Source organism: Methylococcus sp. ANG (assembly GCF_040730495.1).
GTDB lineage: Bacteria > Pseudomonadota > Gammaproteobacteria > Methylococcales > Methylococcaceae > Methylococcus.
Map to the genome: position 1 here is coordinate 1,044,850 of NZ_CP160399.1, position 13,472 is coordinate 1,058,321.

The 13,472-nt window shown below is 65.6% G+C and carries 12 protein-coding genes; 4 read left to right on the forward strand and 8 right to left on the reverse strand.

All coding sequences use genetic code 11. The features are described from left to right. Positions 1 to 75: 75 nt before the first annotated feature. Positions 76 to 1,569, forward strand: a complete 1,494-nt coding sequence (locus ABZN20_RS04805; protein WP_218806714.1) for a SulP family inorganic anion transporter — start codon at positions 76 to 78, stop codon at positions 1,567 to 1,569. Then, positions 1,569 to 2,438 carry a universal stress protein gene (locus ABZN20_RS04810; RefSeq protein WP_367026933.1) on the forward strand — a complete coding sequence of 290 codons (870 nt, stop codon included), beginning with the start codon at positions 1,569 to 1,571 and terminating at the stop codon, positions 2,436 to 2,438. The genes ABZN20_RS04805 and ABZN20_RS04810 overlap by 1 nt, the downstream gene beginning before the upstream one ends. 35 nt (positions 2,439 to 2,473) lie before the next feature. Here the strand turns inward: ABZN20_RS04810 and ABZN20_RS04815 are convergent, their stop codons facing one another. Next, a complete protein-coding gene (locus ABZN20_RS04815; RefSeq protein WP_367026934.1) occupies positions 2,474 to 3,934 on the reverse strand; it encodes a PLP-dependent aminotransferase family protein in 1,461 nt (486 codons plus the stop codon). A 77-nt stretch (positions 3,935 to 4,011) separates the two neighbouring features. On the opposite strand from ABZN20_RS04815, the gene ABZN20_RS04820 reads away from it, so the two are divergent. Next, positions 4,012 to 4,971 carry a haloalkane dehalogenase gene (locus ABZN20_RS04820; RefSeq protein WP_367026935.1) on the forward strand — a complete coding sequence of 320 codons (960 nt, stop codon included), beginning with the start codon at positions 4,012 to 4,014 and terminating at the stop codon, positions 4,969 to 4,971. A 6-nt stretch (positions 4,972 to 4,977) separates the two neighbouring features. Here ABZN20_RS04820 and ABZN20_RS04825 read toward each other — a convergent pair whose 3' ends face one another. The 7 genes from ABZN20_RS04825 to ABZN20_RS04855 form a co-directional block, all read right to left on the reverse strand. Continuing rightward, positions 4,978 to 6,213, reverse strand: a complete 1,236-nt coding sequence (locus tag ABZN20_RS04825; RefSeq protein WP_367026936.1) for a hypothetical protein — start codon at positions 6,211 to 6,213, stop codon at positions 4,978 to 4,980. A 97-nt stretch (positions 6,214 to 6,310) separates the two neighbouring features. Next, positions 6,311 to 7,309 (reverse strand): efflux RND transporter periplasmic adaptor subunit, encoded by a 999-nt coding sequence (locus tag ABZN20_RS04830; protein WP_367026937.1) that lies wholly within the window; start codon positions 7,307 to 7,309, stop codon positions 6,311 to 6,313. A 28-nt stretch (positions 7,310 to 7,337) separates the two neighbouring features. Further along, positions 7,338 to 8,045 (reverse strand): ABC transporter ATP-binding protein, encoded by a 708-nt coding sequence (locus ABZN20_RS04835; protein ID WP_367026938.1) that lies wholly within the window; start codon positions 8,043 to 8,045, stop codon positions 7,338 to 7,340. A 7-nt stretch (positions 8,046 to 8,052) separates the two neighbouring features. Further along, positions 8,053 to 9,213 (reverse strand): ABC transporter permease, encoded by a 1,161-nt coding sequence (locus ABZN20_RS04840; RefSeq protein ID WP_218806708.1) that lies wholly within the window; start codon positions 9,211 to 9,213, stop codon positions 8,053 to 8,055. Continuing rightward, entirely contained in the window at positions 9,210 to 9,866 is a 657-nt protein-coding gene (locus ABZN20_RS04845) for a CerR family C-terminal domain-containing protein (RefSeq protein ID WP_367026939.1), read from the reverse strand. The genes ABZN20_RS04840 and ABZN20_RS04845 overlap by 4 nt, the downstream gene beginning before the upstream one ends. 139 nt (positions 9,867 to 10,005) lie before the next feature. Beyond that, a complete protein-coding gene (locus tag ABZN20_RS04850; RefSeq protein WP_218806706.1) occupies positions 10,006 to 11,328 on the reverse strand; it encodes an ATP-binding protein in 1,323 nt (440 codons plus the stop codon). Beyond that, the gene (locus ABZN20_RS04855; protein ID WP_218806705.1) at positions 11,325 to 11,987 is read right to left on the reverse strand and encodes a response regulator; all 663 of its coding nucleotides are present in this window, start codon (positions 11,985 to 11,987) and stop codon (positions 11,325 to 11,327) included. The genes ABZN20_RS04850 and ABZN20_RS04855 overlap by 4 nt, the downstream gene beginning before the upstream one ends. Before the next feature lie 124 nt (positions 11,988 to 12,111). Between ABZN20_RS04855 and yegQ the strand changes: the two genes are divergently transcribed. Then, positions 12,112 to 13,452 carry a tRNA 5-hydroxyuridine modification protein YegQ gene (gene yegQ, locus ABZN20_RS04860; protein ID WP_367026940.1) on the forward strand — a complete coding sequence of 447 codons (1,341 nt, stop codon included), beginning with the start codon at positions 12,112 to 12,114 and terminating at the stop codon, positions 13,450 to 13,452. The last annotated feature ends 20 nt before the right edge of the window (positions 13,453 to 13,472 follow it).

Consider the following 13,472-nt stretch of genomic DNA (forward strand, 5'->3'; position numbering starts at 1 on the left):
GCGTTTCTCCCGCTTCGTGTCACTCCGGCGCGGCGTCTCCCCGATAATCGCGCCTTCGTACCCATCAGGAAATTCATGCTCTTCTCATCGAAAAAACAGGATTGGCTCGGCAATGTCCGAAGTGACGTGCTGGCCGGTACGGTCGTCGCGCTAGCCTTGATTCCCGAAGCCATCGCCTTTTCCATCATCGCCGGGGTCGATCCGAAAGTCGGACTGTATGCCTCGTTCTGCATCGCCGTCGTCACGGCCTTCGTCGGCGGCCGCCCCGGCATGATCTCCGCAGCCACCGGCGCCATGGCCTTGCTGATGGTGACGCTGGTCAAGGATCACGGTCTGCAGTATCTGCTGGCGGCGACGCTGCTGACCGGCGTTTTGCAGATCATCGCCGGCTATCTGAAGCTCGGCAGCCTGATGAGTTTCGTGTCGCGCTCGGTAGTGACCGGCTTCGTCAATGCGTTGGCCATCCTGATCTTCATGGCGCAGCTGCCGGAATTGACTGGCGTTTCCTGGCAGGTTTATGCGATGACCGCGGCGGGTCTTGCGATCATCTATCTATTTCCCTATGTGCCGCTGATCGGTAAGTCCCTCCCATCGCCCTTGGTCTGCATCATCACCTTGACCGGTGTAGCCGTGTATCTGCACCTGGATATCCATACCGTCGGCGACATGGGCCAGTTGCCGGATACGCTGCCGATGTTCCTGTGGCCGGAGGTACCCCTCACTATGGAAACCCTGAAAATCATCCTGCCGTATTCGGTGCCGCTGGCGGTCGTCGGACTGCTGGAGTCTTTGATGACCGCGACCATCGTCGACGACCTGACCGATACCACGAGCGACAAGAACCGTGAATGCAAGGGCCAGGGCCTGGCCAACATCGGCGCGGGGCTGCTCGGCGGCATGGCCGGCTGCGCGATGATCGGCCAGTCGGTGATCAACATCAAATCCGGCGGCCGCGGACGCTTGTCGACCTTCACCGCCGGCACCCTCCTCTTGGTCATGGTGGTGTTCCTGGGCGAATGGATCTCGCGAATCCCGATGGCCGCGCTGGTGGCGGTGATGATCATGGTCTCCATCGGCACTTTCAGTTGGCGCTCCATCCTCAACCTGAAGCAGCATCCTTTGTCCACCAACGCCGTCATGCTGTCCACCGTGGTGGTGGTGGTCTGGACTCATAACCTGGCGCTGGGCGTCTTTGTCGGCGTCTTGCTGGCCTCCTTGTTCTTTGCCAACAAGATCAGCCACTTCATGTACGTGGAATCGAAACTGGACCAGGACGGTGGCATCCGCACCTATAAGGTGGTCGGCCAGGTCTTCTTCAACTCGGCGGATCGATTCGTCGCCGCCTTCGATTTCAAGGAGGCCGTGGAGAAGGTCGTCATCGATCTGCACCGCGCCCATTTCTGGGACATCACCTCGGTTTCCGCGCTGGACAAGGTCGTCATCAAGTTCCGCCGCGAAGGCGCCGAAGTCGAACTGATCGGCATGAACGAAGCGACCACCACCATCGTCGACCGCTTCGGCATTCACGACAAACCGGAAGAAATCGAGAAGGTCCTGGGGGGACACTGATGAACGCAAACACCCATCGCGTATTGGCCTGCATCGACGGCTCCGCCCTGACGCCGGCGGTGTGCGACTACGCCGCCTGGATCGCCAACCGGGTCCAGGCGCCGCTGAAACTGCTGCACACCATCGACCACCATCCGGAGACCGCCCTCACCGCCGACCTGTCGGGAAACATCGGAGTCGACAGCCGTGATCATCTGCTCGAGGAACTGAGCCAGATCGAACAGCAGCGTAGCAAGCTCCGTCTGCAGCAGGGCAAGGCACTCCTGCAAGCCGCCAAAGAGCGCGTCATCCAAGCCGGCATCTCCGATCCGCTCACCAACCAGCGTCACGGCAGTCTGGTGGAGGCGCTGATCGAACTGGAAGAGGACATTCGTGTGCTGGTTGTCGGTGTACGCGGCAAGGTCCACGAAAAACAGCCCAACAAGATCGGCGCCAAGCTGGAATCCATCATCCGCTCCATGCACAAGCCGATTCTGGTGGTCAACGCCGAATTCAAAGCACCGCAACGCGTCATGATCGCCTATGACGGCAGTTACGCGGCGGAAAAGGCCGTCGAGATGGTGTCGACCAGTCCGGCCTTCAAAGGCCTCGTTTGCCATCTGGTCTGTGCCGGCAAAGACGATGCCGTAACGGAACAGCGGTTCGAGGCGGCGGCCCATAAGCTGGCACAATCCGGCTTCGGAGAGCTGATCGCACAGAAATTGTCGGGCAAGCCCGAACAGGTTCTCTGCGACTACCAGGAACGGCAGGCGATCGACCTGACGGTGATGGGGGCCTTCAGCCACACCCGAATTCACGACCTGCTGCTGGGCAGCTTTACCGCCAAGATGCTGACACACACTCACAAACCGCTGTTACTGCTGCGCTGACCCGTCGTTTCATGACCCTCGTCGGCCGGAAGCCGTCATGCGAGACGAGTCACGATCTTTGCCAGTCGCTCAATTGCGGTACCGATCCGGTCTGAGCGGATCATTCCGTAGCCCAGGGCCACGCCGTTGGGCGCCGGCTTTTCGTCCGCGTATCGCTCGAGGGCATGAAGGCGGATGCCGGCCACCGCCGCCGACGATACCAATTCGCTGGCCGGAATCTCTCGGCTCAGCATCACCGCCAGGTGGAGGCCCACCGCATCCCCCACGGGACGCATCCAGTCGCCGCCATGCCGCGACAAGGCCTGGAGCAGGGCCGCGCGCCGCTCGGCGTACACCCTGCCCATCTTGCGCACATGGCGGGCCAGATGGCCCTCGCCGATGAAGGCGGCCAGGGTGTCCTGAGACGGCGTCTGGCAATGCCAGTCGGCGCACGCCTTGGCGGCGACGAGTGCCTCCAGCGCCCAGAGCGGCGCCACCACGAACCCCAGGCGCAGCTCCGGAAACAGGCTCTTGGAGAAGGTTCCGACGTAGCAGACCGAGCCGGTCCGATCCAGCGTCTGCAGCGCGTCCAAGGGGCGGCTTCCGAGGCGAAACTCGCCGTCGTAATCGTCCTCCACCACCACAGCCCCCCGTTCCTGCGCGAATTCGAGCAGGGCGACCCGGCGCTTCGCGGACAGGGTGACGCCCAGGGGAAACTGGTGGGAAGGAGTGACGCAGATCACCCCGGCCTCGGCGGGCAGGCGATCGACCCTCAGCCCTTCCTCATCGACCGGGATGGCGGCAATTCTGGCGCCGGCGGCGGTGAAGGCGTCCCGCAGCGGCGGGTAGCCGGGGTCTTCGACCGCGACCACCGTCCGGCCGGGCGTGACCAGGATGCGGGCCAGCAGGTCGAAAGCCTGCTGGGCGCCAGCCGTGACGACGATGTGTTCCGGCGAACAGGAAACCGCCCGGGCGAAGGAAACGTGCTTGGCGATCGCCGCCCGCAGCGCCTGCCGGCCCTGTGGCTGGCCGTAGACCGCCGGTGTTTTCGACCAGGCTCTCAGGGCCCTGGCGGAGAGGCGCCGCCAGACCGGAAAGGGAAACGCCGATTTGTCAGGGAGGCCGAGCCTGAAGTCGAAGGGGAAGGACTCATCGTCCACCCCGGGAAGCGCCGGCAACCGGCGCCATGCCTCATTCAACCGGCTGTCCGTGCCGGACTCGCCGGGCGGACGGCGAGCCGAGCGCGGCGAGATGGCCGCCACGTAGGTTCCGGAACCCGGCCGAACGGCCAGATAGCCCTCGCTCAACAGCAACTCGTATGCCGCCAGTGCGGTGTTGCGGGACACACCGACGGCGGCGGCGAAGGCCCGTGTCGAAGGCAGCCGCGTATCGGGCTGGAGCCGCCCGTCTAGGATCGCATTCCGCAGCTGTCCGTACACGGAACGCAGCAGCGCCCGGGAACCCTTGGGCGGCAAGGTGATGGGCAGTTCGAAAAGTGGCTCCATGATTTCTGCCATGTGTGGTCCTTTTCCGTGATCGCTCGCCGCCCTATTGTGCCAGCACCTTCCCTCACTATCCGGCAAAGGAGCATCCCATGTTGACTACCGAACCGTTCATCCCCTCGGCCGCGGGCAATCCCCAACTGCCGCGGATTTCCATGTTCCCATCCGGGATTTCCGCTGTCGATCACCACCCCAGGAAGCGCGTGCCGGTACTGGATGCCGAGATGAGCTACGTCGATGTGGGCGAAGGCGCGCCCATCGTCTTCCTGCACGGCAACCCGACCTGGTCCTACCTGTGGCGCAACATCATTCCCTACGTCCGGACCCTCGGCCGCTGCCTGGCCCCGGATCTGGTGGGGATGGGACAGTCGGGCGGTGCGCCCGCATCGGCTTATCGATACTTCGATCACGCCGGATATCTCGATGCCTGGTTCGAGGCGGTGGGCATCGGCGGTGACGTGATCCTGGTGGTCCACGACTGGGGCTCGGCCCTGGGCTTCCACTGGGGCCGCCGCCATCCGGAACGGGTGCAGGGCATCGCCTATATGGAAGCCCTCGTGCAGCCGAGACTTTGGGCCGACTTTCCTCCGCCGAGGGAGCAGATCTTCCGCCGCCTCCGCGCGGAAGAAGGCGCCAGGATGATCGCGGAGGAAAACTTCTTCGTCGAGACCGTGCTGCCGAAGAGCATCCTGCGGGGTTTGACCGAGGAAGAAATGGACGCCTACCGAAGCCCGTTCCGCACGCCCGAATCCCGGCTGCCGACGCTGGCCTGGGCCCGCGAGCTGCCCATCGATGGTGAACCGCGGGACGTCGCCGAAGCGGTCGAAGCCTACGGCGCCTGGCTTGCGGCCTGCGAAATCCCTAAGCTGTTCATCAACGCCGAGCCGGGCGCATTGCTGGGACCGCGCGCACGCCTTTTCTGCCGGCGATGGCCGAACCAGACCGAAATCACCGTACCGGGCATCCATTACCTGCAGGAAGATTCGCCCCACGAAATCGGCGAGGCGCTGGCACGGTTCGTCGCCCGGCTCCGCGCGTCGGCGGTCCGGTGAGCCGCGCTACTTATGCCGGAGTTCCGCCGACGTCCCCATCCATCGCACCGCATCCCGGTTCAGCCACACGCTGGCCCGCTCGCGCCCTTTCAGGACGAGATCGAGGAACGCCGTGCCGACGCCGGCCACCTCGGCCCAATGTCGGACGTCTGGCCCACGCTTTCGCATCGACCGGTCGGCAGGCCCCATTGCCCCCCCGGACGAACCGCTGGCGGAACCGTTGCGGGCGCCCCCGCTACCGGAGCGCTGACCGACCTGCAATGTGAGGTCTTCGCGGGACCAGGGCATCCATCCGCTCCCGTCCGAGCCTCCACCCGATGCCGGCCGCGACGGCGGCCCTTTCCATTTCTGCCCCGGCTCAACCCCGGCAAGCGCGTCGTGCGTACCGCCCTGCAGCACCAGCAGATATTTGCCACCGGGCGGCATGGACTGCCACAAGGCCGAACGCAGGGAAGTCGCGCTGAGCCCATAGGGGTCCTGGTCGTCGGTGCCGGTCACGGCGAGCAGGGGCATCGCCATTCCCGCGGCCCGCTCGTCCAGCTTGCCTTCGGCCAGCGTGACGTGCGGACTGAGGACGATGGCGCCGGCGAATTTGAATTCGGCGTTCGCCGGGAGCGCCGCCTTGACCGCCTCCCCCGCCAGGGCGGAAGCGGCCTGGGCGCCGAGATCGAACCCTGCCACCGCCGCTTTGGCCGGATCGGCGGCGGCATAAGGGTTGCCCGGCATCGCGGCGCGCTGGCGCAGTTCGCCCAACGCCCAGGCCAAATGACTCAGCCGGCTTTCCAGAGAGGCCGAAGAGAAGTAGGTCCGCCCTGTCGCCCGCAGCTCACCGGCGTCGAGCTTGTCCGAGGCCCAGAACACCTTGCCCAGGGCCGCCGGCTGCACGGTGAACACGGCGTAGCCTGCCGCCGCCCAGCTGCGGCGCCAGAATGCCCCCGCGGTGGCGTCTTCGCCCAGGCCGGGCAGATAGACGACGAGCGGGAAACGCCCGCCTCCGGTGGGCGCCATGAAGGTGATGTCCAGCTCGGTACGCCCGTGCTTCCAGGACTCGCGGATCTCAGTGGCGGCGTAGCTGCGTTCCGGCGCATAGCTTCCCTTGGCTTCGAACTCATCGATCTTCGACCTGGCCTCCTCCGGATCGGGCGGCTCCGGCATGGAGGGGTCCATTCCGCAGCCCGCAAGTGCCGACAGGACGATCGCGTGAACGACGCAAAGGGACCGGGTGAAATATCGTTCAGGCATGGACATGAGGCTCGTGCGCTGGACTGAAGCCGCCTTATATACACAAAACCGGGGGACAGCGGAACTTTCGCGAACCATTCGCCCGCCGCGGCCAGGCTCAGCGGAGATCCGCCGAACCGTCCGGGTCCCCGGCTTGCGGATTCGGATTCGGCGCCGAACCCGTGTATTCCGGCGCTTCGATGAACACATCCATCTGCTGGCCGACGAACACCGGCAGGGCCTCCGGATCGAAGCTGTAGAGCACCTGCAGCACGCGGGTATCCACCCGCTCGGTGCTGTCGCCGGTCAGGGAGTGCTTGGGCACGACGTAAGGCTCGACGTAGGCCAGCGTCAGTCCGGTGCCGAGCCGGCTGTTGCCGCGCAGATAACCGTAGGCCTTGCCGTCCTTGCGAAAGCGCCAGGCGTCGTTTTCGTCGATGTCGACCCGGATGTGGAGCCGGTCCATGTCGCCCATGATCACCAGAGGCGTGCTGAGGAAACCGGTGGTGGCGTATTCGCCGATGCGGACGTTGACCTGGAGGATTTCCCCCCGGATCGGCGCCCGCACCACCATCCGGTCGAGGGTGGTCTGGACCGAAGCCAGTTGCGCCTCGGCCTGCCTGACTTGCGCATGGGCCGTTTCCAGCCGGGCTTTCGCGATCAGCACGGCGTTGCGGCGGCGCTTGATGTCCTCGGCGCTGATGGCCCGCTCGTCGGTCACGGCTTCGGCCAGCGCCAGGAGGGTGTTCACGTCGGTCAGCGAAGCTTCGGCTTCCACCACTCCGGCCTGGGCCTTGAGCAGATCGGCCCGGCGCACCTCCAGCTCCGCCAGCGGCTCGCGGTCATCCAGGCGGAACAGGACGGTACCGGCCTCGACCCGGTCGCCGACCTTGACTTCGACGTTCTTGACCAGTCCCGGCAAGGGCGTGCCGATGCCGATGTTCCTGCTCCTGGCTTCGACGATCCCGGCGCCCGCGATGTACGAGTTGAACGGCGGACGGGAGGGCTCGACGACGGCCGGCGCGACCGGCGGCGGCTGGTTGCCGGTGACCACCGAATAGACCCCGAACAGGAATCCGGCGACGGCCAGCACCGGCAAGGTGGCTTTGGGTAACATTCTGTCTCCGCGATGATGGGACGGGAGTTCACGACGGCTCGGACGATCGGGTGACTTTCACCACCAGCCCGTCGTCCATCTGCGCGATGCGGTCCGCGAATTCGAAAATGCGGGCGTCGTGAGTGACGATCACCAGCGCCCGGTCCTGGTCCAGCGCAACCTGTTTCAGCAAATCCATGACGCGATGCCCGGTTTCATGGTCCAGCGCACTCGTAGGCTCGTCGCAGACGATCAGCCTGGGTCCGTGCACCAGAGCCCGGGCGATCGCCACGCGCTGCTGCTGGCCGCCGGAGAGCTGTGAAGGCAGGGACTCGGAGCGGTCGGCCAGCCCCACCCGTTCCAGCACTTCCACGGCGCGGCGCTTCGCCTGCTGCCGCTTGGTTCCGTTGAGGATCATCGGAATCGACACGTTTTCCGCCGCCGTCAGACTGGGCAGCAGGTTGTAGGCCTGGAATACGAAGCCGATGTTGGCGGCGCGGAACCTGAGCTTGTCCTTGTCCTTCATGTGCAGCAGATCGTGGCCGAATACTTCGCAGCGCCCTTCGTCCTGGTCGAGGATGCCGGCGATCACCGATATCAGGGTGGTCTTGCCGCAGCCGGAGGGGCCGACCAGCATCATCAGCTCGCCGGCGTGGATGTCGAGGTCGATGCCGCGCAACGCGACGACCTGCTGCCCGCTGCCGTCGTAGGTTTTCCTGACTCCTTGGCATTGCACCGCCAATGTCGATGCGCTCATGGTTTCCTCAGCCCTTGAACACGATGGCAGGCTCGAGCTTGATCACCTTGCGGATGCTCAGGAGGGCCGCGAACACGCAGATCAGCGTCACCCCCAGTCCGCTGAACACCAGCAACTGCCAGGGAAACTTGAAAGCCAGAATGGTGTTGCGCATGGACCAGCCGAACAGCGAGGTCAGGCCGACCCCCAGCCCGTAGCCGATCGCGCCCACCAGGGTCGCCTGCAGCAGGATCATGCCTAACAGCGTGCCATTGCCGGCGCCCATGGCTTTCAGCACGCCGAACTGACGGATGTTTTCCAGGGTGAAGTTGTAGAAGGTCTGGCCGGCGATGGCCGCGCCGACGATGAAGCCCAGGGTGACCGACATGCCGAAGTTGATCGGGATGCCGGTGTTCTTGAGAAAGTAATTGACGGTCAGCGCCTCGAACTCGGCCTGGGTATAGGCCGCCAGCCCGGTGGTTTCGCGGATGCGTCGGGTCAGCGCATGGACGTCCTGACCCGGCTTGGCCTTGACCAGCACGAAGGACAGGAGCTTGCGTTCCCTGGGGGCGTACAGCGTGGCCCGCGAGTAGGTCGTGTACACCACCGGCTGGGACTGGAAGGTCCGGGTCGTCCTGGCGATGCCGACCACCACGGCACGGCGGTCGTTGAGTTCCAGCGTGTCGCCCACTTTCAGCGGCACCGGTTTGCCGCCCGGCTCCTTCGGCGGTTTGGCCAGCTTGTCGCGGGCGCCGTCGATGTCGACGATGACCGAATCGGCCCGCCGCAGGTCCTCCAGCCGTCCTTCCAGCATGACCGGCGGTCCGCCGATGAGGGTGGCGTCGTCCAGGCCGATCACGTTGCAGGTCTGGAACGTCCCGTCCGCCAGGCGCGCCTTGATGAGCCCCTTGTACATGGGCGTCGCCCAGTCCACCCCGCTGACGCCGCGCACCCGGAACAGCCGGGTGTCCTGCAACGGCTTGATGTCGTCGACGAACTGCACCTTGGGATCCATCACCCAGACGTCGGGCAGTCCGACGTCCGTGACGAAGCTGTACGAGCGCATCATCAGCCCGACGAAGATGGCCGGCTGCTGCGTCATGATCAGCGACGCGAAGGTCAGGCCCATGACGATGCCGAGGTACTTGCCGCGGTCGCCCATGAGCATCTTCAAGGCGATGTAGTTCACGGTCCGGCCTCCCCGGCGGACAGATGCCTGAGCGCGGCCACCGAGAAGCAGGCGATGTGCCCGGCGGTTTTCTCGATCTCCTCGGGAGTGGCGATGATCTCCGGACAGAGCCGGTCGATCAGCGAGCGCGAGTGCCGGTACATCAGGCACTGGCCGACGATACTCAAACCCAGCCGGTGCATTTCCGCCTCGCTGACACCGGGGCCGACCAGTTCGGCGATGATGCCTTGCAGAAGCGCGCAGCGCGGTTTCATCGTGGTCTCGATGACCTGGTCGAGCGCGGCGGTGGGGTCGGCGATCTCGCGGGCGATCAGCTTTCCATGGCGGCCGAGATGCGTCTCGTCCAGCATGCGGGCCAGGAAGTTGGCGATGAATTGGCGCAGCCGAGTCTCGGGCGGCAGACTCGGATCGCGGGCCAATGTGTCGGGGTAGCGTTCGTGAGTTTCGCGGAATGCGGCCGCGAGGACTTCCGAATACAGCGCCTCCTTGCTGCGGAAATGGTAGTTCACGGAAGCCGCGTTCACCTCCGCCCTGGCGCAGATGTCCCGCACCGTGGCATCGTGGAATCCTTTGTCGGCAAACACGTCCAGCGCGGCCTGCAGCAGCCGCTCGCGGGTGGCGTCCTGGCAAAGAGAGGGATCGAGCCGATTCATTCAGGCGATTAAAACGGTTGTTTGAACGGAAATTACCGGACAGGCGGTGCGAAGTCAAGCGCCGCGTCCGCCTATTGCGGACCGTGAAAACGGCGACCGGGCGCCATCCCTCCCCCAAGGCAGGGGAACGGCCTGCCCCTCAGGTCCGGCCGAGCTCGAGCAGATCTTGCGCGGGGAAGAGAACGCGTACGCAAAGCCCCTTTTCCACCCTCTCGGCAAGCGTGACAGTGGCGCCGTGACGGTCGGCAATCGCGCGGACGATGGCAAGACCCAGCCCCGTCCCGGCTTCCGTGGTTTCCGCGCCGCGGTAGAAACGGTCGAAGACCCGGCTGCGCTCGGCGGCGGGAATGCCGGGGCCGGTATCCGCGACCTCGAGGCAGGGCCGGCCGTCCTCGCCTCGCCGCACCGAGACGTCCACGACCCCGCCCTGGGGGGTGTAATGCACGGCGTTGTCGACCAGATTCGCCAGCAGGGTATGCAAGGCGCCTGGATCGCCGGTGACGCTCAGATCGGCATCGACTTCCGCGAAGCCGAAATCGATCGATTTCCGGGCCGCCAGGCCCGCGTGTTCCGCCACCACCTGCCGGGCGATGTCCGCCAGCACCACACGGGTCAACGGCACCGAAACGGCGTCGGGCTCCTGGCGGGCCAGCGTCAAGAGCTGCTGCACCGCCCGGGCCGCGCGCCGGACGCCGGCCTTGAGATCCTCCATCGCCGCGGCGCGCTCGTCCGCGGTTCCCGCATGCTCGGCCAGGTCCGCCTGGAGCTGCATGGCGGCGATCGGGGTGCGCAGCTCGTGCGCCGCGTCGGCGATGAACGCTCTTTGCGCGGCCAAAGCTTCCGACAAGCGCGCAAGCAGGTCGTTCAGGGAATGGACCAGCGGCAGCGCTTCTTCGGGGATGCGCGTTTCGGGCAGGGGCGTCAGGGATTGCGGAGTGCGCGCCGCCACCGCCCGCGCCAGCCGCCGCAGTGGCGCCAGCCCCCGCCCCACGATGAACCAGATCGCCAGGCTCAACACCGGCAGCAGCACGACGAACGGCGCCAGCACCCGGGACGCGGCCTCCAGCGCCAGCTTGTTGCGCACGCTCATGGGCTGCGCGACCTGGATCACCTGCCGGCCCAGCGGCAAGGCGAACACCCGCCAGGCGCCCTCGCGGGTCTCGATGGTGGCGTAACCGTTGCCGACGAGGCCCGGCAGTGAGCGGTGCGGATGGGAGAAATAGAGCTGAACGCCCTCTGGGCTCCAGACCTGGATGACGAAGTCCAGATCGTCGCGGCCCCGGCGTACGGGAGGCGGATAGGCTTGATCCCCCAGGGACAGTGCGAATTGGCGCAGCTGGTAATCCAGCAGAGCGTCCACCTCGAACCTGGCCGCGGAATAAGTCGCGTAGGCTCCGGCGCCGACAGCCCCGGCGATGGTCGCGAGCAGCGCCGCGATCAGCCTTCGCCGGATGGACCTCATGACTGCCTCGGCATGAGATAGCCGACCCCGCGCACGTTGACGATCCGCCGAGCGCCGAGCTTGCGGCGGAGTGAATGGACGTAGACCTCGATCGTGTTGCTTTCCACCTCTTCACCCCAGCCGTAGATTCGCTCTTCGAGCTGAGCCCGCGACAAGGGCATGCCCGGATGTTCGAGCAGAGCGGTGAGCAGGGCATATTCGCGCCCCGAAAGCTGGACCGGCACCCCGTTCAGCCACACCTCCCGGGTCATCGGATTCACCTTGAGCCCGTCGTGCTCGATCAGCGGCGTCGGCCGCCCTACCCGGCGGCGCGCCAAGGCGCGTACGCGGGCGGAGAGTTCTTCCAGATCGAACGGCTTGACCAGGTAATCGTCGGCCCCCGAGTCCAGCCCCGCGACCCGGTCCGCGACCGAATCGCGTGCCGTGATGATCAAGGCCGGCATGGGATTCCGACCCGCCCGGAGCGCCTCGAGCACTTCCAGACCGGATTTGCGCGGGATGCCGAGATCCAGGATCAGCAGCTCGTGCACGCCGCTCGCGAGCGCCAGCTCCGCAGCCACCCCGTCCCTCACCCAGTCGACCGCGTAGCCTTCCCGCTTCAGCCCGAGCTGGACGCTCTTGCCGATCATGGCGTCGTCTTCCACCAACAATATGCGCATGCGGCCGATCATGATCGTGGATGTTGGCGCCAATGAATAGGCCCTGGCGGCGGCGGCGTCAAGCGGCGCCGGGTTCTGGTATAGTGCCGGAAGCTGCACCATACCTTAGACATCTCTGCTCCAGATGCGCCCTGTCGAACTGCTCTCCCCCGCCGGCACCCTGAAGAACCTGCGTTACGCCTTCGCCTATGGCGCCGACGCCGTCTATGCCGGCCAGCCGCGGTACTCGCTGCGGGTCCGCAACAACGACTTCCTGGAGAAAAACCTGGCACTGGGCATCGCCGAGGCCCACCGCCTGGGCAAGAAGTTCTATCTCGCCGCCAACGTGCTGCCCCACAACGCGAAGATCAAGACTTTCATCAAGGACATGGCGCCCGTGGTCGCGATGGGGCCGGATGCGTTGATCATGGCCGATCCCGGCCTCATCCTGATGGCGCGCGAGGCTTGGCCGGAGATGCCGATTCATCTGTCGGTGCAGGCCAACACCGTGAATTTCGCCGCGGTGAAATTCTGGCAGTCCGTCGGCATCGCCCGGATCATCCTCTCGCGCGAGCTCTCGCTCGACGAGATCGCCGAAATCCGCCAGCATTGCCCGGACACGGAGCTCGAGGTCTTCGTCCATGGCGCGCTGTGCATCGCCTACTCCGGCCGCTGCCTGCTCTCCGGTTATTTCAATCACCGCGACCCCAACCAGGGCACCTGCACCAACGCCTGCCGCTGGAAGTACGACGTCGCCCCGGCGCGGGAGAACGCCGAGGGAGACTATGTTCCGGGAACGCTGCGGCTGAACCTGGCGGAGCTGAACGGAAACCTGGCGGACTGCGGCTCCGCCGAACGCCACCCGCTGGCCGACGAGGTGTATTTCCTGGAAGAGGAAAACCGCCCCGGCGAGCTGATGCCGGTGATGGAGGACGAACACGGCACCTACATCATGAATTCCAAGGACCTGCGCGCGGTCGAACACGTGCGGCGGCTGGTGGAGATCGGGGTCGACAGCCTGAAGATCGAGGGCCGCACCAAGTCCCATTACTATGTGGCCCGCACCGCCCAGGTCTACCGCCGGGCCATCGACGACGCGCTGGCGGGGCGGAAATTCGACTGGAACCTGCTCGGCGTGCTGGAAAACCTGGCGCAGCGCGGCTACACGGACGGGTTCTACCAGCGCCACCATACCCAGGATTACCAGAACTACGTGCGGGGATACTCCGAAAGCCACCGCCAACAGTTCGTCGCCGAAGTCACCGGATTCGACGCCGGCGTGGCCGAAGTGACGGTCAAGAACAAGTTCGGCGTGGGCGACCGGCTGGAGCTGATCCGCCCCGAAGGCAACCTCGATTTCGTCCTGGCCGGCATGGAGGACTCCCAGGGCAACGCCATGCAGGAAGCTCCCGGCGGCGGATGGGAAGTCAGGATTCCCCTGCCCGCGCCCTGCGGCGATACTGCCTTGCTGTCACGCTACCTCTAATGTCATCACCGGAGTTTCCG

What these genes read in the sequence shown, in the direction of transcription:
- ABZN20_RS04820 (WP_367026935.1), top strand. Translation starts at nt 4,012, where the DNA reads ATGTTGACTACCGAACCGTTCATCCCCTCGGCCGCGGGCAATCCCCAA.
- yegQ (WP_367026940.1), top strand. Translation starts at nt 12,112, where the DNA reads ATGCGCCCTGTCGAACTGCTCTCCCCCGCCGGCACCCTGAAGAACCTG.
- ABZN20_RS04845 (WP_367026939.1), bottom strand. Translation starts at nt 9,866, where the DNA reads ATGAATCGGCTCGATCCCTCTCTTTGCCAGGACGCCACCCGCGAGCGG.
- ABZN20_RS04825 (WP_367026936.1), bottom strand. Translation starts at nt 6,213, where the DNA reads ATGCCTGAACGATATTTCACCCGGTCCCTTTGCGTCGTTCACGCGATC.
- ABZN20_RS04815 (WP_367026934.1), bottom strand. Translation starts at nt 3,934, where the DNA reads ATGGCAGAAATCATGGAGCCACTTTTCGAACTGCCCATCACCTTGCCG.
- ABZN20_RS04805 (WP_218806714.1), top strand. Translation starts at nt 76, where the DNA reads ATGCTCTTCTCATCGAAAAAACAGGATTGGCTCGGCAATGTCCGAAGT.
- ABZN20_RS04835 (WP_367026938.1), bottom strand. Translation starts at nt 8,045, where the DNA reads ATGAGCGCATCGACATTGGCGGTGCAATGCCAAGGAGTCAGGAAAACC.
- ABZN20_RS04855 (WP_218806705.1), bottom strand. Translation starts at nt 11,987, where the DNA reads ATGCGCATATTGTTGGTGGAAGACGACGCCATGATCGGCAAGAGCGTC.
- ABZN20_RS04830 (WP_367026937.1), bottom strand. Translation starts at nt 7,309, where the DNA reads ATGTTACCCAAAGCCACCTTGCCGGTGCTGGCCGTCGCCGGATTCCTG.
- ABZN20_RS04810 (WP_367026933.1), top strand. Translation starts at nt 1,569, where the DNA reads ATGAACGCAAACACCCATCGCGTATTGGCCTGCATCGACGGCTCCGCC.
- ABZN20_RS04850 (WP_218806706.1), bottom strand. Translation starts at nt 11,328, where the DNA reads ATGAGGTCCATCCGGCGAAGGCTGATCGCGGCGCTGCTCGCGACCATC.